Source organism: Halobacillus sp. AWH4_228 (assembly GCF_056158365.1).
This window is the reverse complement of sequence record NZ_JBSWTE010000001.1, coordinates 2,300,662-2,322,092: the sequence shown is the minus strand read 5'-3', so window position 1 is coordinate 2,322,092 and position 21,431 is coordinate 2,300,662. Positions and strand designations below refer to the sequence as shown.

The following is a 21,431-nucleotide window of genomic DNA, read 5'->3' as shown; positions in this document are numbered from 1 at the left end:
GGACGAAGTAATAAATCTTGTAATCTCGTGTATTAGGAGGAACGGAAGATGTTAGATTTTGATACAAGCATGGATCAGCTGGCAACTATTAAAGTAATCGGTGTAGGAGGCGGCGGAAGCAACGCCGTCAACCGAATGATTGAACATGGAGTCCAGGGCGTAGAGTTTATCGCTGTCAATACAGATGCCCAGGCTTTGAACCTTTCCAAAGCAGAAGTGAAAATGCAGATTGGTGGAAAATTGACACGCGGACTAGGTGCCGGAGCGAATCCGGAAGTCGGTCGCAAAGCGGCTGAAGAAAGCAAAGAGCAGATTGAGGAGGCCCTTCAGGGAGCCGATATGGTCTTTGTTACCGCTGGTATGGGCGGAGGAACCGGTACGGGTGCTGCTCCTGTCATTGCACAGGTTGCTAAAGAACTGGGTGCCTTGACTGTAGGGGTTGTTACACGTCCATTTACGTTTGAAGGACGCAAGCGCTCTACACAGGCTACAGGCGGAATCGAAGGCTTGAAAGGCGCGGTAGACACATTGATTGTGATACCAAACGATCGTCTTCTTGAAATCGTAGATAAGAATACGCCTATGCTTGAAGCCTTCCGTGAGGCGGATAACGTCCTTCGTCAAGGTGTTCAGGGGATTTCCGACTTGATCGCCGTTCCCGGCTTGATCAACGTGGACTTCGCCGACGTGAAAACGATCATGGTGGACAAAGGTTCTGCTCTGATGGGCATCGGTATTGCTACAGGAGAAAGCCGCGCAGCAGAGGCTGCTAAAAAAGCGATTTCCTCTCCGCTGCTTGAAACTTCCATTGATGGTGCCCACGGGGTGCTGATGAACATCAGCGGAGGAGCGAACCTGAGCTTGTATGAAGTACAGGAGGCCGCTGATATTGTAACGTCTGCAGCCGATCAGGAAGTGAACGTTATCTTTGGTTCCGTTATCAACGAGAATCTTAAAGATGAAATCGTCGTAACGGTTATTGCAACTGGATTTGACGAGACTCAGCTGGCACAGGGACAGCAGAAAAAGCGCCCGCAGATCAACCAGCAGAAGCCTGCTCCTCAACAGCAGCAGCCGGAACGTGAGCGCAGTACTGTTCGTGAAGAACAGCCGCGCCGTGAAGCGCCGCAGCCACAGCAGAAAGGGAATACGCAGGAAGAAGATACCCTGGATATTCCAACATTCCTAAGAAATCGTAACCGCCGCCGCTGATGATGGCAGAAAGCCGCCGTACTCTCCATGAGTACGGCGGCTTTTTTTTCGGTTTCAGTCTTCTACAAAACTTGCCAGCAGCATGATCAGATTGCGACAGACTTTTCAATCGGACGGACTTATACTCGGTGTAACAGCAGAAAAAGGGAGGGAGAAAGGATTTTATATTTGGATGCTGTCTGGCTGCTTAATCTTTTGATGGACGGCATGATCCTGTCGCTTACCCAGGGTCTCACCCGTGCAGGGTCCTCGAAATGGAGGATGGCTGTCGGAGCTTTTACAGCATCGCTGATTGTACCGGTGACCATTTATATGCCGGATTCATGGCTGGTGGGCAGTGCAGGGAAACTGCTGTTTTCCGTAGGCATTGTTCTGACTGCCTTTTCCTTTACTTCCCTCCGTGCTTTTTTTGTCCAGTGGGTCACGTTTTATTTCGTAACGTTTGCCATTGGAGGAAGTATGATGGGGGTCCATTTTTTTCTCGCTTCAGAAGTCGACGTCTTGAAGGGAGCGGTCGTCACGTTCAGCGGCGGGTATGGGGATCCGGTAAGCTGGCTGTTTGTTGCCGCCGGCTGTCCTTCAGCTTATCTGTTTACCAAATGGAGGTTCAACCAGCTCCAGATTCATCAATTGAAATATGAGGATGTTTATGAAGTGGACATGGTATGGAACGGTCAACATGCTGTATGCCAAGGCCTTGTGGATAGTGGGAATCAGCTGATTGATCCAGTGAGCAGAAAAATGGTGTTTCTCGCTGATCCATCGGTGTGGAAGCAGCTTCTGGCCGATGGGGAACTGGATCAGTTGAAAGAGGAGGAGGTACTCGCTTCTCTCCATGAGCTGCCCGAAACGCTGCAGTCTGCTGTAAGGCTTGTCCCTTATCAGGCAGCCGGGATATCCGGCAGGCTCCTCGTAACACTCATGATCGATCAGATTACTGTACAGACAAATGAGGGGCCGCTGGTAATCAAACAGCCTCTCGTCGGTGTCCAGCATCAACCGTTAACCCGGGACGGGCTTTATCAAATGCTGATCCACCCCCATGTCATGATCAAAGGAAAATCAGCGTAAGGGAGAAGGAGGATTCCATGTTCAAGTGGATGTTCAGAGCGCGGCTCTGGTATTACCGGTTGTTAATGAAGCTTGGGATTAAGCAGGATGAAATTTACTATATCGGTGGTAGTGAGGCACTTCCGCCCCCCCTTTCCAGGGAAGAAGAAAAAGAGCTTCTGGAACGTCTTCCTAAAGGGGACAAAGCTGCACGGGCCATGCTGATTGAGAGAAACCTGCGGCTGGTCGTTTATATTGCCAGAAAGTTTGAAAACACAGGGTTAAACATAGAAGATTTGATCAGTATCGGGACCATTGGTCTGATCAAGGCCGTAAATACCTTTGACCCGGAGAAAAAGATCAAGCTCGCCACTTACGCCTCCCGCTGTATAGAAAATGAGATTCTGATGCACCTGCGTAAAAGCAATAAGCTGAAAACCGAAGTTTCCTTTGATGAGCCTTTGAATGTCGACTGGGACGGCAATGAACTGCTATTATCCGATATTCTCGGTACGGAAGAAGATCTGATTACAAAAGGAATTGAAAAGAAAATCGATAAAAAGCTTCTCAAATCTGCACTCGAGCAGCTGAATGACAGGGAAAAACAGATTATGGAGCTCCGTTTCGGCCTGATTGGAAAAAAAGAAAAAACCCAGAAGGATGTAGCCGATATGATGGGGATATCCCAGTCCTATATATCAAGGCTGGAGAAGAAAATCATCCGCCGTCTGCAGCGGGAGTTCGACAAAATGGTCTAAAAACCTCATGTAAAGCCGATGCATAAAATTCCCACCCAGGGAGATACTGAGAACTGATTACAGCTTCCTGGGAGGGTCTTACATTGACACGACATAAAGTAGAGATATGCGGCGTAGATACATCAAAACTTCCGGTACTGAAAAACACAGAAATGAAAGACCTGTTTGTACGACTGCAGAGTGGAGAGCTTGAGGCCAGGGAACAACTGGTGAATGGAAATCTCCGCCTCGTTTTATCCGTGATTCAACGCTTTAACAATCGTGGGGAATATGGCGACGATCTATTCCAAGTGGGATGTATCGGCCTTATGAAGTCCATAGATAACTTCGATCTTAGTCACAATGTGAAATTTTCCACTTATGCTGTACCGATGATCATCGGAGAAATCCGACGATACTTAAGAGACAATAACCCGATCCGGGTTTCACGGTCCCTGCGCGATACAGCCTATAAGGCCCTGCAGATGCGGGAGAAGATGATCAGTGAAACCAATAAGGATCCGGCTCCACATGAAATTGCCGAACGGATGGGTGTTCCCCACGAGGATGTCGTATTCGCTATGGACGCTATTCAGGATCCGGTCTCTCTGTTTGAACCGATCTACAATGATGGAGGCGACCCGATTTTTGTAGTGGATCAGCTGAAGGATGATCGGGAGAAAGATACCGTATGGATCGATGAACTGTCCTTGAGAGAAGGTATGAAAAAACTGAACGACCGGGAAAAAATGATTTTGACCAAACGCTTTTTTCAGGGGAAAACCCAGATGGAAGTGGCCGAAGAAATCGGAATTTCCCAGGCGCAGGTATCAAGGCTTGAAAAAGCAGCCATCAAAGAAATGAATACCTCCATGTTTCAATAAAAGAACTTTTCTGCCGCCGGGCAGAGAGGTTCTTTTTGTTTCCAACACGTTAGTCACAATGTGGGAATATCCTTAAGAATACAGGGAAACGAGCCACTTTTTCTATTCTCCACAGCCGCTGCATATAGTAAGATAAGGAGTGTGAGCTGAAATGAAAATCACCGAACTGCAGATGAAGGACGTCATCGCCATGGAAACAGGAGAACGACTCGGGTACATCAGCGACCTTGATATTGATACGCAGCGGGGCCGCTTGAAAGGGCTTGTACTGACGATGAAAGGAAAAGCTATGGGTCTGTTCGGAAAAGAAGAAGAAATGACCATCCCATGGGATCAGATCGTAAACATCGGAGCGGACGTTATATTAGTGAAAAAGTCTGCCTATAAAGGACTGCCTGCAGTTCAAAAGACAGATTCAGCAGAATAGAGCAAGAAATGAGAAGGAAAATGTGTTAAAATGAATGAAATTGAGGTGGTGGGTAAGAAATGGAACCCTTCAAACGACAATCAACGAGACAGCTCTCTTGTTTCCAACAGTATCCTGAAATCATTTCCGGAATAACGACGAGGAACGGAGGGGTCAGCCGTGGTTCTTTTGCATCCATGAATATGGGGCTCCATGTCCATGACGACAAGGACCTGGTCATAGAAAACCGCAGACTTCTTGCAGAGGAAATCGGTATCCCTTTGTCCCGGTGGGTCATAGGGGAACAGGTTCACGGCACAAAAGTAGCTGACGCCGGCTCCCTGCCGGCTGGTGCTGGTTCCGAGTCATTGGAAACAGCCGTTCCTGGAGTGGACGGGCTGATCACAAAAGAAAAGAATCTGGTTCTTGGAGCTTTTTATGCCGACTGTGTGCCCCTGTACTTTTTCGATCCCGAATCCCAATGGATTGGAATTGCTCATGCAGGATGGAAAGGAACCGTTCACGGCATGTCCGGCCGGATGATTGCTGCGCTGGAGGAGAAAGGGTCCTCCAGGGAGGATATCCAGGTTGTGATCGGTCCATGCATCAGTCCAGAGCGGTATGAAGTGGACGACAACGTCATCCGTCACATACCAAAGCCCTACCACGAAACATGCGTTTCGAATAAAGGCGGCGGTCGGTATCAACTGGACTTGAAAGAATTAAATAGACACATGTTAATCGAATTGGGAATGCAGGAATCCGCAATTCAGGTTTCCGGTGCATGTACATACGAGAAGGAAGATCAGTTTTACTCCCATCGCCGTGATCAGGGTGAAACAGGGCGGATGCTCGGTTTTATTGCTTTGAAAGCTTAAGGGACGGGAAGGAGTTCAGCAATGTCTGTAGCAGAAAATCTAGCAGAAATTAAAGGAAATATTGAACAGGCCTGTCAAAGGTGTGGACGTGATGCCAATGAAGTATCCATTGTGGCGGTTACAAAATACGTGTCCACCGAGCGGGCGCAGGAAGCATTGGAAGCAGGGATACACAACCTTGGGGAAAACCGCAGGGAAGGGCTGCTTGAAAAATATGAGGCGGTCGGCGATCAGGCCACCTGGCATTTCATCGGCACGCTGCAGTCCCGGAAAGTGAAGGAAGTCATCGATTATGTGTCGATGATTCATTCCCTTGACAGGCGCTCCCTGGCAAAGGAAATTGATAAAAGGGCGTCTGCACCTGTACCATGCTTCGTTCAGGTGAATATCAGCGGGGAGGACTCCAAGCATGGGCTCCCTGCCTCAGAAGTGGAAAGCTTCATAGAAGCTGTGCAGGACTTTAAACATGTAAAAATCGTTGGTCTGATGACAATGGCTCCGCATACAGAAGATGAGGAGCGTCTCCGCGGCGTCTTCCGTCAGCTTCGGGCCTTAAGGGACCGGATCAGGGATAAAGGGTATGCCCATGCCCCTTGTGAATACTTGTCCATGGGAATGAGCAATGATTATGCGCTGGCTGTAGAAGAAGGAGCTACTCACGTACGACTCGGTTCCTGTCTTGTCGGCGGACAATAAAACAATGAGGTGATGGAAATGAGCATGAAAAATAAATTCCGTTCATTTTTTACGTTAGACGATGAATATGAATACATTGAAGAAGAAGTGGAAGAAGATGACGAAGAGTCCCATCAGCCCCAGAAAAACACGAAGAAGCAGGACAGTAACAACATTGTCAGCCTGAAAAGTGCAAAGTCCTCGTCCAAAATGGTCCTGAGTGAACCGAACAGCTACAATGAGGCGCAGAATATTGCGGATCAGCTGGTGAGCCGACGTGCCGTTGTCATTAATCTGCAGCGCGTCGATCACAATCAGGCGAAGCGGATAGTAGATTTTTTAAGCGGAACCGTATATGCTATAGGTGGAGACATTCAAAAACTAGGTTCACAAACCTTCCTCTGTACACCGGATAATGTAGAAATTTCCGGATCGATTTCTGATATTATCACAGCAGAAGAAGAGGACTTGAATAGAAGGTGGTAAGTCATGGCTTTTGTTTTTAACATTTTAACGACAGCACTACAATTATACAGCTGGATCTTGATCATTTACATCCTGCTTTCCTGGTTTCCGGGAGCACGTGAATCCAGCTTCGGGCAGATACTCGGCCGCCTGGCGGAACCGTTTCTCGAGCCTTTCAGGAAAATCATTCCACCGCTTGGGATGATCGATCTTTCCCCGCTCGTCGCCATTATCGTTCTGCGGTTTGCTTCGCAGGGATTGAACCAGCTTTACTGGATGCTTGCAGGGTTATAAAAGAAGGAACAGAAGCTAGGGCATTTCCCGCTCTTTTCTGTTCCTTTTGGTAGTTATGGAGGATTTTTATGGACATGTACCAGCATTTTAGAAAGGAAGAGCATCCGTTTATCGACCAGGTGGTTTCCTGGCGGGAGGATGTGGCTTTAAAGTACCAGCGGCGTTTATCAGATTTCCTCGACCCGCGTGAGCAGAAAATTGTCAAAGCAGTGATGGGCAATGACGCGGATTTAATCTGTCAGCTTGAAGGCGGTGCGGAAAACAGTGAGCGGAAGCGGGCGGTCATTGCTCCTGATTATGAGCAGATCGACAAGGAAGACTTCCGGCTGATCCTGCTTCAGGCCGAATACCCGGTGAAATTCGTAACGATGGAACACAGAGATGTCCTCGGGGCTTTTATGTCTCTTGGCATCCGCCGTGAGAAAATCGGGGATGTTGTCGTCAAGGATGGAATCATCCAGCTGACGGCCGCTGCTGAAATCAGCGATTATATCAAAATGAATTTGACGGGAATCAAGCGTTCCACCGTCGAATTCAAGGAGGTTCCTTGGACGGGTCGTATAGAAAGTGATGAAACGTGGACGAAAAAAGAAACGACGGTTTCTTCGCTTCGTCTGGATGTCATCGTGAAAGAAATCTACGGCATGTCCCGAAAGAAAGCCGGTCTATTTATTGAAGGCGGCCATGTGAAAGTGAATTTCCGGACCGTGGAAGACGGTGCATTTTCTCTGGAGCCCGGAGATTTGATTTCTCTCAAGGGAAGAGGGAGGAGCCGTCTGGATGAAGTAACGGGCCAGACGAAAAAGGACAAATACAAAATTATGACAGCACGCCTGAATTAATCCTGCTGAAAAGAAGGAAATCGCAGGTTGTTGTCGAATCTTTAACATAACGAGTAGATGGGGAGGTGGCTGGTGTGCCTTTAACACCATTGGATATTCATAACAAAGAATTCACCCGGGGCTTCCGTGGGTATGACGAAGATGAGGTCAACGAATTTCTGGATCAGGTCATTAAGGATTATGAAATCGTTATCCGTCAAAAGAAAGAATTGGAGCGCGAAGTGACTCAGCTGAATGAGAGACTTGGTCATTTTAATGATATTGAAACGACATTGAATAAATCCATCCTTGTGGCTCAGGAAACGGCCGAAGATGTAAAAAACAGTGCAAACAAAGAGTCGAAGCTCATTATTAAAGAAGCAGAAAAGAACGCTGACCGTATTATTAATGAAGCACTGGAAAAATCACGCCGGATCTCCATTGAAGTCGAGGATATGAAAAAGCAGGCTAAAGTATTCAAAACGAGGCTCCGTATGCTTGTGGAAGCACAGATTGATATGATTGAAAATGATGATTGGGATCATCTGTTTGATACAGAGATTGACAATGAGCAGGAAGTGGAACGGAAAATGGAACAGGAGTACAGCTCCCAGCCTTAACAGCATTCTACATAAACTGGTCCGTGCCATTCATCAGGCACCGTTCTGTGCAGCGGTGCCTTTTCCTATGGGAACAGGTTTCGCCTGTCGAAATGTGGTACAATAGCCAGGGATAACAATTGTTTGATGGAGGACGCGTATGTATGTGTATTATCTGACAGCCTTGGTGCTGATCATACTGGACCAGTGGACGAAGTATCTGGTCGTGACTAAAATGGAAATAGGACAAAGCATCCCGGTTATCGAGAATTTCTTCTATTTAACATCACACCGGAATCAGGGAGCTGCCTGGGGAATTCTCCAGGGGCAGATGTGGTTTTTTTACATTATTACGGTAATCGTGATTGGATTTGTCATTTACTATCTTCAGCAGATGGGAAAGCAGAGCCGCCTTGTAGGAGCCGCCCTTTCCTTGATTCTCGCCGGAGCTGTCGGCAATTTCATTGACCGGATTTTTCGGAAGGAAGTCGTGGATTTTGCCAACACGTATATTTTCACCTACGATTTCCCAATCTTTAATGTCGCCGATTCGGCGCTCGTCATCGGTGTTGCTTTCATCATGATCGCTGCTTTTTTAGACGAGCGTAAAAAGAAAGGAAGTATAGAATCTTGAGTGAACAATACAACGTAACAGAAAAAGACCAATCCACCCGGATTGATAAATTATTAACAGAAGTCATTGAAGAGGTGTCCCGATCCCAGATCCAGGGATGGCTGAAGGATGATGTCATTCTTGTGGACGGAAAAGCTGTCAAAAGTAATTATAAGGTTCAGGAAGGGGAAACCATTACATGGCATGTTCCTGACCCGGAGCCGATGGATATTCTGCCGGAAGATATGAACTTGGACATCGTTTATGAAGACTCCGATGTGATCGTCGTCAATAAACCTTCAGGGATGGTCATCCACCCGGCCGCCGGGCATTATTCCGGCACACTCGTCAACGGGCTGCTTCATCATTGTACAGATCTTTCCGGCATCAACGGGGTGGAACGGCCGGGTATTGTCCATCGAATTGATAAAGATACGAGCGGGCTCCTTATGGTGGCTAAAAATGATAAGGCCCACCGCTCTCTTGCAGACCAGCTTTCCAAGAAAACAGTGGAGCGGAAGTATGAAGCGGTCGTCCATGGAGAGATCAGTCATGAATATGGAACCATTGACGCCCCGATCGGCCGTGATACAAAGGATCGTCAGAAGATGACGGTTGTCGATGGCGGCCGTGATGCCGTGACCCATTTCCGGGTCATCCGTCTTTTTAATGATTTTACCCACGTCGAATGCAAGCTTGAAACAGGGCGCACCCACCAGATCCGTGTCCATATGCGGTACATCAGCCATCCGCTGGCCGGTGACCCGAAATACGGACCGAGAAAAACTCTCGATCTTAATGGTCAGGCGCTTCACGCCAAAGTGCTGGGATTTGAGCATCCTTCCACAGGAGAGTGGATGCACTTTGAAGTGGATCCTCCCCGGGAATTTACGGATGTTCTTCGTGAACTCGAGCTTCGTGAAGGGTAAATCCAGTCTTGACAAAAGATGAATGCTTTGACATAATCCTTAATAGAATATAAAGACCTTTAAGAGCAGTCCCGTGAGGCTGAGAAGGTACGGTAATTTTACGAGTGATCTATGCGTAAAAAACCCCTTTTCTGCCTACACGTGGAAAAGGGGTTTTTTTGTAAAGGAGCTTGCCCATGAATCCGAAAGCTACGGTTCTGGACGATGCAGCCATCCGGCGGGCACTCACCAGAATCTCCCATGAAATCATTGAGAAGAATAAAGGGATTGAAGATCTTGTTCTTGTCGGGATAAAAACACGCGGTGTTCCCATTGCCGGGAGGATAAGAAATAAAATAGCCGAAATTGAAGGCCGGGAACTGCCGGGGGGAGAACTGGACATCACGTTATACCGGGATGATCTCACCCCTGAGAAACAGACGTCCGAACCGGAATTAAAAGAAACCAATATTGAAACGGATATTGATGGAAAGAAAGTGATTCTCGTCGACGATGTGCTGTATACAGGACGAACGGTGCGTGCCGCAATGGATGCACTGATGGATCACGGTAGACCGAAGGAAATCCAGCTTGCTGTTCTCGTTGACCGGGGACACAGGGAACTCCCTATCCGTGCGGATTATGTCGGTAAGAATGTGCCGACTTCCCTTGAGGAAGTCATCACCGTAACGCTTGCGGAAACGGACGAGAAAGACGAAGTGAAAATTTTCGAAAGATAACTGAATGAACACGCCCTTTAAAAAAGTCCCGTGAGGCTTAAAAGGAATCGTATGGACCTTTCGTGTAGCAGCTACACGTGTGCCTCTTTACGCCTTTTAAGCGTAGGGAGGCTTTTTTTACGGGCAGAGGAGGAATGAACAAATGGAAAAACATCAACCAGCATTAGACATTCATGAAGTTCCGGCAGCCGGGAAGTGGCTGACTTTAAGCCTGCAGCACTTGTTTGCGATGTTCGGCGCTACCATCCTTGTCCCCTTTCTGACAGGACTTTCCCCAGCCGTCGCTTTAGTATCCAGTGGATTTGGAACTCTCGCCTATCTGTTAATCACAAGAGGAAAGGTACCGGCCTATCTTGGTTCAAGCTTTGCTTTTATTTATCCCATTATTGAAGTATCGAAGACGAGCGGAGCAGCCGGGGCCATGGTCGGAAGCTTTCTGACAGGCCTTGTATACGGGGCGGTCGCTCTCTTCATCACTGTTTTTGGAACGAAATGGCTGATGAATCTGCTGCCGCCGATTGTCGTAGGCCCGGTCATCATCGTCATTGGTCTTGGGCTGGCTTCCACAGCGGTCGATATGGCCATGTACCTGCCTGGACAGGAAGAGAATGTATACAGCAGTGTACACTTGACGACAGCTCTGGTCACCTTAGGGTTAACAGTCATCGCATCCATCTTTTTCAGGGGGTTCTTCTCCCTGCTGCCCATCTTGTTCGGTATTGTCGGCGGATACATCTTTGCCTTATTCCAGGGTATTGTGGATACAACGGCGATTCAAGCAGAATGGCAGGCACTCACTTCAGCAGATTCTTTGACAGGCTTTCTCGGAGCGTTCTTCCAAGTTCCTGACTTCATCGTTCCCTTTGTCGACTTCAGCCCATGGGAAGTGATCAGCTGGGAAATTGCCCTCCTGATGGTGCCTTTTGCCCTTGTTACGATTACTGAACATACAGGGGACCAAATGGTTCTTTCCAAAGTGGTAGGGCGGAACTTTTTGAAAAATCCGGGGCTTGATAAATCGATTCTCGGCGATGGAGCGGCCACTATGATCGCATCCTGTCTGGGCGGGCCTCCGAATACAACGTATGGGGAAAACATCGGCGTGCTTGCCATCACAAGAGTCTACAGCGTTTTCGTTATCGGAGGGGCAGCAGTCATCGCAGTCATCTTCGGTTTTATCGGAATGGTCACGGCTGTGATCGGGTCTGTCCCGTCGGCCGTTATGGGAGGGGTTTCCATTCTTCTGTTCGGAATTATCGCTTCCAGTGGACTACGCATGCTGATTGATAATCAAATTGATTTTGGAGAAAAACGCAACCTGATAATAGCATCCATCATCCTTGTTCTCGGCGTAGGAGGCGCCTTCGTACAGGTCACCGAGGAGGTTCAGATCGCCGGGATGGCTCTGTCAGCAGTGATCGGCGTCTTCCTTCATCAAGTGCTGCCAGGAAAAGAAAAAGGCTATGGCAATGGAAAAATGTTTGAAGAACCTGAAGTGGAAGAGAAAAAAGAACAGCATGAAGTGGCATAACCAAGAACACACGTTTTAATCGGGTCCCGTGAGGCCCGGAAAGGTGTACCAGGGAATGGCTCGTCTGCCTGCGCAGCGAGTGAGGCACCCCCGTACACCGGGGGTGCCTTTTTCTTTGTATACCGGTCAAAAATCAAGAAGATCGGAGTGAAGGATATGCCTGTAGTCCAGCCATTACAACATCTATTATCTATGAAGGAACTGAGCCCGGCGCAGATATTCCAGCTTATCGAGAGGGCGGAGCGTCTGAATAAGCCCGGGGATCGTCCCTCTTACCATGGCAGGTTTGCTGCCAACCTTTTTTTAGAACCAAGCACACGGACCAAAGTAAGCTTCCAGATTGCTCAGCGAAAATCAGGGTTTGAGCTCATCGATCTGGAGGGGCGGGAGTCCAGCCTGACGAAGGGGGAAAGTCTCTATGACACGTTGAAAACACTCGAATCCCTTGGAGTCGAACTGGCAGTCGTCCGTCAGTCACAGACGGGTCTGCTTCAGCATTGTGCTTCACATTTGAATCTTACTCTGATCAACGGAGGAGATGGTTGTGGCGAGCATCCCACACAGAGTCTCCTGGACTTGTATACCATTTATGAACAGTTTCATAGTTTCAAAGGGCTGCGCATCTGTATCGCTGGTGATATTAAACACAGCCGGGTAGCCAGGTCGAATGCTGCCGCGCTTTCCCGCCTTGGAGCGGAGGTTTATTTTGTCAGTAAACCCGAATGGCAGGACGCAGCCATAGCGGATCATTACATTTCTATGGATGAAGCTGTCACAAACTGTGATGTACTGATGCTCCTGAGAATCCAGCATGAGCGGCATATCCATCGAGAAGACACGGCCACGTACCTTGAGCAGTACGGATTGACGAAAGAAAGGGAAGCGAGAATGGATGCGCACAGCATCATCCTTCATCCAGCTCCTGTCAATCGCGGAGTTGAAATCGATCGTGATCTTGTAGAGAGTGGTAAGTCAAGAATTTTCAGGCAGATGAGCAATGGAGTTGCTGTTAGGATGGCTGTTATGGATTCGTTAATGAAGGGGGAACTGTAAATGAAGGTAAAAGTAATCAATGCTCGTATGCTGCAAAGCGATGGAAAGATGGAATCCACAGAAATGGTGATGGAAAATGGGAGGATCCAGGAAATAGGGCAGAACCTTAACCAAACGGTTGTCGACCGTGTATGGGATGCGGAAGGTCTTTTCATCAGTCCCGGCTTTGTTGATGTACATGTCCATCTGCGCGAACCAGGTGGAGAAGCGAAGGAGACGATTGAAACTGGGACACAGGCAGCAGCGAAAGGTGGATTTACGACCATCTGCGCCATGCCGAATACCACCCCTGTCCCTGATGATGGGCAGACCCTGGATGAGCTCCAGCAGCGAATAAAAGAGACGGCCCATATCCGTGTCCTGCCTTATGCTTCCATCACAACCCGCCAGGTCGGCCGGGAACTTGTGGATATGAAAACACTGGCAGACAAAGGCGCCTTCGCCTTCACTGATGATGGGGTGGGAATTCAGGATGCGGGAATGATGCTGGAAGCCATGAAAGCTGCCTCAACGGCCGATAAAGCTGTAGTCGCTCATTGTGAGGACAATTCTCTTGTACATAAAGGGGTGTGTCATGAAGGGGATGTGAGTCAGCGTCTTTCGCTGCCGGGCATCATGTCAACGGCGGAATCTGTTCAGATTGCCAGAGATGTCCTGCTCGCTGAACAAACCGGCTGTCACTATCACATTTGTCATGTTTCCACCAAAGAATCCGTACGTATCATCCGCAACGCAAAAAAAGCGGGGATCCATGTAACGGCTGAAGTGACTCCCCACCATCTTGTCCTGAAGGAAGACGACATCATCGAGGATCATGGGTTTTATAAAATGAATCCACCGCTTCGCAGCAGAGAGGACCAACAAGCCCTTCTTGAAGGTTTAAAAGATGGCACGATCGACTTTATCGCTACAGACCATGCTCCACATACAGAAGAGGAAAAGCAGCAGGGCTTTTTAGACGCCCCCTTTGGGATTACAGGATTGGAAACGGCTTTCCCTCTACTATATACACACCTCGTTGAAGAAGGATTCTGCACTTTGAAGGAACTGGTGGATTGGATGACAGTAAAGCCGGCAGCCGTTTTCCATCTGCCTTACGGTACGCTTGCCCCTGGTGCTCCTGCAGATTTTACTATGATTGATTTAACCAGTGAAAGGGATGTGGTGCGGGAAACATTCCTTTCGAAAGGAAAAAACACGCCATTCAATGGCTGGACACTGAAAGGCTGGCCGGTGTTAACCGTAGTCAACGGAAATCTTGCGTGGGAGGAGAGTACACATGAAGCAGCTCGTACTTGAAGATGGAACAGTATTCAAAGGAGAAGGTTTTGGAAGCGAAAGGGAATCGATCGGCGAAATTGTTTTCAACACAGGAATGACAGGTTATCAAGAGGTCCTGTCCGATCCTTCCTACTGCGGTCAGATTGTGACTTTTACGTACCCGTTGATCGGAAACTACGGCATCAACCGTGACGATTTTGAAACGGTTCACCCCGCTGTGTTCGGAGTTGTTGTGAAGGAGCACTGTGCAAGGCCTTCAAACTTCCGCAGTGAGGAAACCCTGGATGCTTACCTTGAGGCAAGGAACATTCCCGGGATAAGCGGAGTAGATACGAGAAAACTGACCAAGATCATCCGCCGTTACGGTACGATGAAAGCGATGATTGCCTCCAGTGAGCGATCCCCCTCAGAAGTTATGAAAATGCTGGAGGATTCACCTTCTTACAACAACCAGGTGCAGCACGTATCCACTGTGAAACCGTACGTTGTACCCGGCCGAGGGAAAAGGATTGTTTTGATGGACTTTGGAATGAAGCATGGTATTTTAAGGGATTTTGCCAAGCGCAGCTGTCACGTCACAGTTGTCCCGTACCATACCAGTCATGAGGAGATCTTAAGGCTGAAACCGGACGGCGTTATGCTCTCCAATGGCCCGGGAGATCCGAAAAATGTCCCGGAGGCTGTGGAAACCGTACGGAACCTCATCGGGCGTGTTCCGGTTTTCGGCATCTGTCTCGGCCACCAGCTGATTGCTCTTGCAGGTGGCGCCGATACGATGAAAATGAAGTTCGGACATCGTGGGTCCAATCAGCCTGTGAAAGATCTTGAAACGAATCGAACTTTCATTACCTCACAGAACCATGGGTACACCGTAGCGTTGGAATCTCTTGAAGATACGGAATTGATGGCAACACAAGTATCTCTGAACGATGAGACAGTTGAAGGGCTGAAGCATCGCACACAGCCCGTTTTTAGTGTGCAGTATCACCCCGAAAGCTCACCGGGACCAGAAGATACAGCGTGGTTGTTTGACCACTTTCTTGAAAACATCGAACAGACGAACAAGCGTACAAAGGAGGAACCTCAATGCCTAAACGTACAGATATAAATAAAATCCTCGTCATCGGATCCGGTCCCATCGTCATCGGTCAGGCGGCTGAATTTGATTATTCCGGCACCCAGGCCTGTCAGTCTTTGAAAGAGGAAGGGTATGAGGTCATTCTGGCAAATTCCAATCCAGCTACGATCATGACGGATCATACGTTTGCGGATCAGGTCTATATGGAACCTTTGACTCTTGAATTTATGAAAAAGATTATCCGTAAGGAGCAGCCGGATGCCGTGCTTCCGACACTGGGAGGCCAGACAGGTCTGAACATGGCCGTCGAACTTCATGACTCAGGCATTCTCGATCACTACCAGGTGGAGCTGCTCGGTACACCGTTGGAAGCGATCCAGCGCGCGGAGGACCGGGAGAAGTTCCGCTCCCTCATGCACGAATTGGAGCACCCTGTTCCGGAAAGTGATATCGTCAGTACAGTGGATCAAGCGTTACGTTTTGCCGATCGTATCGGCTATCCAGTCATCGTCCGTCCAGCTTATACGATGGGCGGAGCCGGTGGAGGGATTTGTGATCATGAAGAGCAGCTGAGGGAAACGGTGAGAAGCGGACTGTCACTAAGCCCCGTCTCCCAATGTCTCGTCGAGAAAAACATCGCCGGATTCAAGGAAATTGAATACGAAGTGATGCGGGACCGTGCCGAAAATAAAATTGTCGTCTGTAACATGGAAAACTTTGATCCAGTCGGAATACACACGGGTGATTCCATTGTAACCGCCCCATCTCAAACACTTAGTGACAGAGAATATCAGATGCTTCGAAACGTGTCTTTGGAAATTATCGAAGCTTTGAAGATTGAGGGAGGCTGCAACGTGCAGCTGGCTCTCGATCCCGGCAGCTTCCAGTACTATGTGATTGAAGTGAATCCAAGAGTCAGCCGTTCCTCCGCGCTTGCTTCAAAAGCGACGGGTTACCCTATCGCAAAAATTGCTGCGAAAATTGCAGTAGGGATGACGCTGGATGAGATTCAAAATCCGATTACAGGAACCACATATGCCTGCTTTGAACCTGCGCTGGATTATGTCGTATCCAAAATTCCCCGTTGGCCGTTCGATAAATTCGCCAAGGGAAACCGCGTTCTGGGCACACAGATGAAAGCGACAGGCGAAGTGATGAGCATCGGCAGGACTTGGGAAGAGTCCTTGTTGAAAGGCATCCGCTCGCTTGAAGGGGGGACGGAAGAACTGCGTCTGGCCCACGCGTCCCGTTTAACCGCAGAGGAATTGAACGAACGGATTGTGAAAGCGGACGACGAACGGATTTTCTTAATTGCCGAAGCTTTCCGGCGGGGCTTTTCTATAGAGGAACTTCACGAAAAAACAGCGATTGATGAGTTTTTCCTTTATAAATTGGAGCAGATCATCCTTCTGGAACAGCAGCTTGAAACAGAGGGAGTGTCTGCTTCTCTCCTAAGGAAAGTGAAACAGCTGGGGATGTCCGACCAGCAGATTTCCCGTGCAGCAGGAGTCTCGGTCGATGAAGTCCGACAGAAGCGGAAGAGTATGAATATTGAACCAGTCTATAAAATGGTAGATACGTGCGCAGGGGAATTCGCATCCGAAACGCCGTACTTTTACAGCAGCTATGAAGAGGAAAATGAATCCCTTCCCTCATCAAGGAAAAAAGTGCTCGTCATTGGATCCGGCCCGATTCGAATTGGTCAGGGGGTCGAGTTTGATTATGCTACGGTGCACTCGGTGCTTGCGTTGAAAGATATGGGCTATGAAGCGATTATTATGAACAACAATCCGGAGACGGTTTCCACTGACTTCAGTGTCTCCGATAAATTGTACTTCGAACCTTTGACCCTTGAAGATGTTCTCAATGTCACCGACCTTGAAAATCCTGAAGGCGTAATCGTTCAATTCGGTGGACAGACAGCGATAAATCTAGTAGAAGGGCTGAGCCGGCATGGCATCCCGATCCTTGGAACAACGATGGAAGCCATCCATGAAACAGAAGACCGCGACTTGTTTGAAAAGCTGCTCAACCGTCTGAATGTACCGAAACCGGGAGGAGAAAGTGTGGCTGGTGAAGCAGAAGCTGCAGCCGCAGCTGAGAAAATCGGTTATCCCATTGTCGTCCGCCCATCCTATGTCCTCGGTGGTAGAGCAATGGCCATCGTGTATTCGCGTGAAGAACTGGCTTCCTATCTGGATGCCAATGCTTTTGTTCATAACGGCCACCCCATTTTGATCGATAAGTATATGACAGGGATGGAAGTGGAAGTAGATGCCATTACAGACGGTGAGGATGTGTTCGTACCCGGTGTTATGGAACATATTGAACGTGCCGGTGTCCACTCAGGTGACTCCATGGCTGTCTACCCACCCCGGCGGTTGACTCCTGCGCTTGAAAAGCAGTGTCTGGACATCACAGCTGATATCGCAAAAGAATTGAAGATGAAGGGTCTCGTCAATATCCAGTTCGTCATTTCAGATGGGACCGCTTATGTGTTGGAAGTTAATCCCAGAGCGAGCCGGACCGTTCCTTTTCTCAGCAAAATAACCGGTGTTCCGATGGCCGGGCTGGCAACGAAAGTGCTGATGGGGGGGAAATTGACCGACCATGGCTACAGCACGGGAACGGCCCGCAAGCCGAAAGGGGTCTATGTGAAAGTGCCGGTGTTCTCCTTTGAAAAATTAAGAAGTGTCGATACGACGCTTGGACCTGAAATGAAATCGACAGGGGAAGTCATCGGGTATGATGAAACGCTGGAGAAAGCCTTATACAAAGGCATGATATCCTCTGGATTAAAAATACCCGTCCAAGGATCTGTCCTCTTAACGGTTGCTGATAAGGATAAGGAAGAAATGGTGCGCATCGCCGGGACCTTTGATGAACTCGGTTTCCGTTTGTTTGCCACAGAAGGCACGTCAACCGTAATTGCCCAGGAAGGTCTTCCTGTAGAAGCGGTCGGTAAAGTTGGTTCGGCAGAGAGGGATGTGCTGGACCTTATTCAGAACGGTGAAGTTCAATTTGTCATCAATACGTTGAACAAAGGGATGCGTGCAAGGTCTGACGGGTTCAGAATCCGCCGGGAAGCTGTGGAAAACGGCATTGCTTGTCTGACGAGCCTTGATACGGCAACGGCTATCGTTGAAGTCATTAACGCCATGTCTTTCTCGGCAAGAGCCATTACTCCGATGGAAGGGGTGGGGCAGTGATCAGAGAAGATCTGACGGTTGTGGATCATACGCTGGTTGCCGAAGATACGTACCAATTAATTCTTTGCGGGCGTATGGTGCATGACATCAAGCAGCCTGGACAATTTGTTCACATTCGGACAAGTGCGGACGAATATTTACGTAGGCCGGTATCCATCTCGGATTACAATATAGATGAGGAAACAATCACCCTGTTGTACAAAGTGATTGGAAAAGGAACAAAAGCTCTTACAGCCTATCAGATAGGTGATTCTCTTGATGTGCTTGGTCCCGGAGGCAGAGGTTTTCCTGTAAAAGCTCTGCCTGGAGAGAGTGTCCTTCTGACAGGGGGAGGCATCGGTGTTCCCCCTTTATACCGGCTGGCACGTGAGTTGTATGAAAAAGGAGCGGACCTTACTATTATTCTCGGATTTCAATCCATCCGTCACGCTTTTTTGAAGACTGAATTTCAACAATATGGGAAAGTCCACATTATGACAGATGACGGAACCTCCGGAAATAAAGGGTTTGTAACAGACGGGATTGCCGGAATGTCTGGTTCGTTTGACCGCTATTATACGTGCGGACCTACGCCCATGCTGAAAGCAGTGGTCAACCAGCTCGGTGATACAGAAGGATATATTTCCATGGAGGAACGGATGGGATGCGGGATCGGCGCTTGTTTTGCCTGTGTAGTGCCTTCCCATGATGAAAAAGGCTACAAGCGAATCTGCTGTGACGGTCCGGTCTTTCACCATAAGGAGGTTGTGCTTTCATGAATACGATGATTCAACTGCCCGGCCTATCTTTGAAAAATCCGATTATGCCGGCTTCCGGATGCTTTGGTTTTGGTCGTGAATATGCCCGCTTTTACCCGCTCGCTGAACTCGGGGCTGTCATCATGAAGGCTGCCACCGGTGAAAAGAGATATGGCAATCCAACTCCGCGGGTAGCAGAATCAACGGGAGGGATGCTCAATGCCATTGGTCTTCAAAATCCAGGGGTCGAGTCGATCATTCAGGATGAAATCCCATTTCTAAAGGCCCAGCAGGTACCGATCATAGCAAATGTCGCCGGCAGTACGGTAGAGGAATATGTGGAAGTAGCAGAAAAAATCTCTGTTCATGTTGATGCTCTCGAACTGAATATCTCCTGTCCGAATGTCAAGGAGGGCGGCGTTCAGTTCGGAATGGATCCAGTGCTTGCGGAGGATGTTACACGCAGAGTCGTTCAAGTAAGCCGTGTTCCGGTATATGTGAAGTTGTCGCCGAATGTAAGCGACATCGTCGTCATGGCCAAAGCGGCTGAAAGGGGAGGAGCCTCCGGCCTGTCTATGATCAATACGCTGACCGCTATGCGCATCGATCCATCCTCGCGGAAACCTGTTTTATCGAACGGGACCGGAGGATTGTCCGGAGCTGCCCTGAAGCCTGTCAGTATCCGGATGATCCATCAAGTTTATCCCGAAGTCGGTATCCCCATTATCGGAATGGGAGGGATTGAAACGGCAGCCGATATTGTCGAGTACCTGTTGGCAGGAGCGAGCGCGGTGGCTGTAGGCAGTGCGAACTTTAAAAACCCACTCATATGCAGCGAACTCGTGGAACAACTGCCGGAGACGTTACACCATTATGGATTTCAATCTGTAGAAGAAGCTGTAGGAGGTGCGCATCGTGAAAGAGTTGAAGCCGGTCTACTTCGCCCTTGATTTCCCCTCAGGCCGCGAAGCGTTTGATTTTTTGATGGAACATCATCTGGAAGGTGTTCCAGTTAAAGTAGGCATGGAGCTTTTTTATAAAGAAGGCGCCCCGTTCATTGCCGAACTGAAAAGACGGAACCACGCAGTTTTCCTGGATTTAAAGCTTCATGATATACCGGAAACCGTCCGCCGGGCGATGAAAAACCTTGCCGGTCTCGGTGTAGATATCGTTACGATTCATGCGTCCGGCGGCAGCCAAATGATTGGAGCTGCCCGGAAGGGGTTGAACGAAGGCGCAGATGGAGGGCCCCCTCTTTTGTTTGCCGTCACCGTCCTTACTTCCATGGACGAATGGTCATTGAGCAGGGAATGGAAGGTAGAAGGATCAACGAAAGACATGGTCCTTCATTACAGCCTCTTAGCGGAAGAACATGGGGCGGATGGAGTCGTGTGTTCTGTTCATGAAGCATCCTTGATCAAAAAAGAATCAGGGCTTCTTACGTTGACCCCGGGGATCAGGCTCCCGGGAGGGCACGTGCACGATCAAAAACGGACAGCCACTCCTGCAAAAGCCGCTATGGAGGGAAGTGATGCCATCGTCGTTGGCAGACCTATCCGGAACAGCGGTGAACCTGAGGATACATATCAAACCATCAAGGGGGAATTTCTGCATGGAAAAAAATCAGTTGATTCATAAACTGCTGGATATTGGTGCTGTCAAAATGTACGAGGAGGATTACTTCACATGGACCTCGGGCATCCAATCCCCGATTTATTGTGACAACCGTTTGACGATGTCTTATCCCTCCGTGCGTTCGTCTGTTACAGAGGCGTTTGTGGACATGATCCGGAAACTGCCGGGAGAGGTGGATGGAATAGCCGGATGCGCCACAGCCGGTATTCCGCATGCAGCATGGGCAGCCGATCGTCTCAATCTTCCGATGGTGTATGTGCGCGGGACCGCCAAAAAACACGGGCGCAGAAATCAGATTGAAGGAGTGGTTACCAAAGGCAGCCGTGTAGTCGTCATTGAGGATTTGATTTCCACTGGGAAGTCTTCCATACAAGCTGCAGATGCCCTGCGGGAAGCGGGGGTGGAAGTGGCAGGGATTTTATCCATTTTCACCTACGGCCTGGCGGAAGCGAAGCAGGCGTTTAAGGAAAAGGAGTACCATGTTCAATCGATTGCCAGCTATGATGATCTACTGGATGAGCTGTACCAACAGGAAGAACTGGATGACCTTCAGCTGGAGAAACTGAGAGTGTGGAGGGAAGACCCTTACGTTTTTACAAATTCTTAAATGAGGGAAGAGTTGCTA

23 protein-coding genes are annotated in these 21,431 nt (G+C 48.8%); all 23 read left to right on the top strand.

Features of this window, described 5'->3' with window-relative positions; translation table 11 throughout:
- Positions 1-48: 48 nt before the first annotated feature.
- The 23 genes from ftsZ to pyrE all read left to right on the top strand — a co-directional run bounded on the left by ftsZ (position 49) and on the right by pyrE (position 21,413).
- Positions 49-1,212 (top strand): cell division protein FtsZ, encoded by a 1,164-nt coding sequence (gene ftsZ, locus ACXADP_RS11765; RefSeq protein ID WP_474968426.1) that lies wholly within the window; start codon positions 49-51, stop codon positions 1,210-1,212.
- A gap of 168 nt (positions 1,213-1,380) precedes the next feature.
- Positions 1,381-2,283, top strand: a complete 903-nt coding sequence (spoIIGA, locus tag ACXADP_RS11760) for a sigma-E processing peptidase SpoIIGA (RefSeq protein WP_474968427.1) — start codon at positions 1,381-1,383, stop codon at positions 2,281-2,283.
- 17 nt (positions 2,284-2,300) lie between these two features.
- Positions 2,301-3,020, top strand: coding sequence for an RNA polymerase sporulation sigma factor SigE (sigE, locus tag ACXADP_RS11755; protein ID WP_027954118.1), 720 nt, complete (start codon positions 2,301-2,303; stop codon positions 3,018-3,020).
- Between the two features lie 83 nt (positions 3,021-3,103).
- The gene (sigG, locus tag ACXADP_RS11750) at positions 3,104-3,883 is read left to right on the top strand and encodes an RNA polymerase sporulation sigma factor SigG (RefSeq protein WP_027954119.1); all 780 of its coding nucleotides are present in this window, start codon (positions 3,104-3,106) and stop codon (positions 3,881-3,883) included.
- Positions 3,884-4,034: 151 nt separating this feature from the next.
- Positions 4,035-4,310, top strand: a complete 276-nt coding sequence (locus ACXADP_RS11745; RefSeq protein WP_027954120.1) for a YlmC/YmxH family sporulation protein — start codon at positions 4,035-4,037, stop codon at positions 4,308-4,310.
- Positions 4,311-4,369: 59 nt separating this feature from the next.
- A complete protein-coding gene (gene pgeF, locus ACXADP_RS11740) occupies positions 4,370-5,167 on the top strand; it encodes a peptidoglycan editing factor PgeF (protein ID WP_474971506.1) in 798 nt (265 codons plus the stop codon).
- Positions 5,168-5,188: 21 nt separating this feature from the next.
- Complete coding sequence (locus ACXADP_RS11735) at positions 5,189-5,863, top strand: YggS family pyridoxal phosphate-dependent enzyme (protein ID WP_474971505.1); 675 nt, start codon at positions 5,189-5,191, stop codon at positions 5,861-5,863.
- Positions 5,864-5,881: 18 nt separating this feature from the next.
- The gene (locus tag ACXADP_RS11730) at positions 5,882-6,328 is read left to right on the top strand and encodes a cell division protein SepF (protein WP_027954123.1); all 447 of its coding nucleotides are present in this window, start codon (positions 5,882-5,884) and stop codon (positions 6,326-6,328) included.
- 3 nt (positions 6,329-6,331) lie between these two features.
- Positions 6,332-6,601 (top strand): YggT family protein, encoded by a 270-nt coding sequence (locus ACXADP_RS11725; RefSeq protein WP_027954124.1) that lies wholly within the window; start codon positions 6,332-6,334, stop codon positions 6,599-6,601.
- Positions 6,602-6,669: 68 nt separating this feature from the next.
- A complete protein-coding gene (locus ACXADP_RS11720) occupies positions 6,670-7,443 on the top strand; it encodes a YlmH family RNA-binding protein (RefSeq protein ID WP_474968430.1) in 774 nt (257 codons plus the stop codon).
- A gap of 74 nt (positions 7,444-7,517) precedes the next feature.
- Entirely contained in the window at positions 7,518-8,042 is a 525-nt protein-coding gene (locus ACXADP_RS11715; RefSeq protein ID WP_027954126.1) for a DivIVA domain-containing protein, read from the top strand.
- 139 nt (positions 8,043-8,181) lie between these two features.
- The gene (gene lspA, locus ACXADP_RS11710) at positions 8,182-8,655 is read left to right on the top strand and encodes a signal peptidase II (RefSeq protein WP_027954127.1); all 474 of its coding nucleotides are present in this window, start codon (positions 8,182-8,184) and stop codon (positions 8,653-8,655) included.
- On the top strand, positions 8,652-9,563 hold the full coding sequence (locus ACXADP_RS11705; RefSeq protein ID WP_474968432.1) for an RluA family pseudouridine synthase: 912 nt from the start codon (positions 8,652-8,654) through the stop codon (positions 9,561-9,563). The genes lspA and ACXADP_RS11705 overlap by 4 nt, the downstream gene beginning before the upstream one ends.
- Before the next feature lie 176 nt (positions 9,564-9,739).
- Positions 9,740-10,282, top strand: a complete 543-nt coding sequence (gene pyrR, locus ACXADP_RS11700) for a bifunctional pyr operon transcriptional regulator/uracil phosphoribosyltransferase PyrR (protein ID WP_474971504.1) — start codon at positions 9,740-9,742, stop codon at positions 10,280-10,282.
- A gap of 142 nt (positions 10,283-10,424) precedes the next feature.
- Complete coding sequence (locus ACXADP_RS11695; RefSeq protein WP_474971503.1) at positions 10,425-11,813, top strand: solute carrier family 23 protein; 1,389 nt, start codon at positions 10,425-10,427, stop codon at positions 11,811-11,813.
- 156 nt (positions 11,814-11,969) lie between these two features.
- Positions 11,970-12,866 carry an aspartate carbamoyltransferase catalytic subunit gene (locus tag ACXADP_RS11690; RefSeq protein WP_474971502.1) on the top strand — a complete coding sequence of 299 codons (897 nt, stop codon included), beginning with the start codon at positions 11,970-11,972 and terminating at the stop codon, positions 12,864-12,866.
- Positions 12,867-14,165: a dihydroorotase gene (locus ACXADP_RS11685; protein ID WP_474971501.1), complete on the top strand. Its 1,299-nt coding sequence runs from the start codon at positions 12,867-12,869 to the stop codon at positions 14,163-14,165.
- Positions 14,146-15,255: a carbamoyl phosphate synthase small subunit gene (locus ACXADP_RS11680; RefSeq protein WP_474968437.1), complete on the top strand. Its 1,110-nt coding sequence runs from the start codon at positions 14,146-14,148 to the stop codon at positions 15,253-15,255. The genes ACXADP_RS11685 and ACXADP_RS11680 overlap by 20 nt, the downstream gene beginning before the upstream one ends.
- Positions 15,234-18,434: a carbamoyl-phosphate synthase large subunit gene (gene carB, locus ACXADP_RS11675; RefSeq protein WP_474971500.1), complete on the top strand. Its 3,201-nt coding sequence runs from the start codon at positions 15,234-15,236 to the stop codon at positions 18,432-18,434. Before ACXADP_RS11680 ends, carB begins: the two co-directional genes overlap by 22 nt.
- Positions 18,431-19,192, top strand: a complete 762-nt coding sequence (locus tag ACXADP_RS11670) for a dihydroorotate dehydrogenase electron transfer subunit (protein ID WP_474968439.1) — start codon at positions 18,431-18,433, stop codon at positions 19,190-19,192. Before carB ends, ACXADP_RS11670 begins: the two co-directional genes overlap by 4 nt.
- Positions 19,189-20,121 (top strand): dihydroorotate dehydrogenase, encoded by a 933-nt coding sequence (locus tag ACXADP_RS11665; RefSeq protein WP_474971499.1) that lies wholly within the window; start codon positions 19,189-19,191, stop codon positions 20,119-20,121. Before ACXADP_RS11670 ends, ACXADP_RS11665 begins: the two co-directional genes overlap by 4 nt.
- On the top strand, positions 20,087-20,809 hold the full coding sequence (gene pyrF / locus ACXADP_RS11660) for an orotidine-5'-phosphate decarboxylase (protein ID WP_474971498.1): 723 nt from the start codon (positions 20,087-20,089) through the stop codon (positions 20,807-20,809). The genes ACXADP_RS11665 and pyrF overlap by 35 nt, the downstream gene beginning before the upstream one ends.
- Entirely contained in the window at positions 20,784-21,413 is a 630-nt protein-coding gene (gene pyrE, locus ACXADP_RS11655) for an orotate phosphoribosyltransferase (RefSeq protein ID WP_474968442.1), read from the top strand. The genes pyrF and pyrE overlap by 26 nt, the downstream gene beginning before the upstream one ends.
- Positions 21,414-21,431: the final 18 nt, after the last annotated feature.

Bases quoted from the DNA above. Each gene is read 5' to 3' on its own strand.
- ftsZ (WP_474968426.1), top strand. From the start codon at position 49: ATGTTAGATTTTGATACAAGCATGGATCAGCTGGCAACTATTAAAGTA.
- sigE (WP_027954118.1), top strand. From the start codon at position 2,301: ATGTTCAAGTGGATGTTCAGAGCGCGGCTCTGGTATTACCGGTTGTTA.
- ACXADP_RS11745 (WP_027954120.1), top strand. From the start codon at position 4,035: ATGAAAATCACCGAACTGCAGATGAAGGACGTCATCGCCATGGAAACA.
- pgeF (WP_474971506.1), top strand. From the start codon at position 4,370: ATGGAACCCTTCAAACGACAATCAACGAGACAGCTCTCTTGTTTCCAA.
- ACXADP_RS11735 (WP_474971505.1), top strand. From the start codon at position 5,189: ATGTCTGTAGCAGAAAATCTAGCAGAAATTAAAGGAAATATTGAACAG.
- ACXADP_RS11730 (WP_027954123.1), top strand. From the start codon at position 5,882: ATGAGCATGAAAAATAAATTCCGTTCATTTTTTACGTTAGACGATGAA.
- ACXADP_RS11725 (WP_027954124.1), top strand. From the start codon at position 6,332: ATGGCTTTTGTTTTTAACATTTTAACGACAGCACTACAATTATACAGC.
- ACXADP_RS11720 (WP_474968430.1), top strand. From the start codon at position 6,670: ATGGACATGTACCAGCATTTTAGAAAGGAAGAGCATCCGTTTATCGAC.
- lspA (WP_027954127.1), top strand. From the start codon at position 8,182: ATGTATGTGTATTATCTGACAGCCTTGGTGCTGATCATACTGGACCAG.
- pyrR (WP_474971504.1), top strand. From the start codon at position 9,740: ATGAATCCGAAAGCTACGGTTCTGGACGATGCAGCCATCCGGCGGGCA.
- ACXADP_RS11695 (WP_474971503.1), top strand. From the start codon at position 10,425: ATGGAAAAACATCAACCAGCATTAGACATTCATGAAGTTCCGGCAGCC.
- ACXADP_RS11690 (WP_474971502.1), top strand. From the start codon at position 11,970: ATGCCTGTAGTCCAGCCATTACAACATCTATTATCTATGAAGGAACTG.
- ACXADP_RS11685 (WP_474971501.1), top strand. From the start codon at position 12,867: ATGAAGGTAAAAGTAATCAATGCTCGTATGCTGCAAAGCGATGGAAAG.
- ACXADP_RS11680 (WP_474968437.1), top strand. From the start codon at position 14,146: ATGAAGCAGCTCGTACTTGAAGATGGAACAGTATTCAAAGGAGAAGGT.
- carB (WP_474971500.1), top strand. From the start codon at position 15,234: ATGCCTAAACGTACAGATATAAATAAAATCCTCGTCATCGGATCCGGT.
- ACXADP_RS11665 (WP_474971499.1), top strand. From the start codon at position 19,189: ATGAATACGATGATTCAACTGCCCGGCCTATCTTTGAAAAATCCGATT.
- pyrE (WP_474968442.1), top strand. From the start codon at position 20,784: ATGGAAAAAAATCAGTTGATTCATAAACTGCTGGATATTGGTGCTGTC.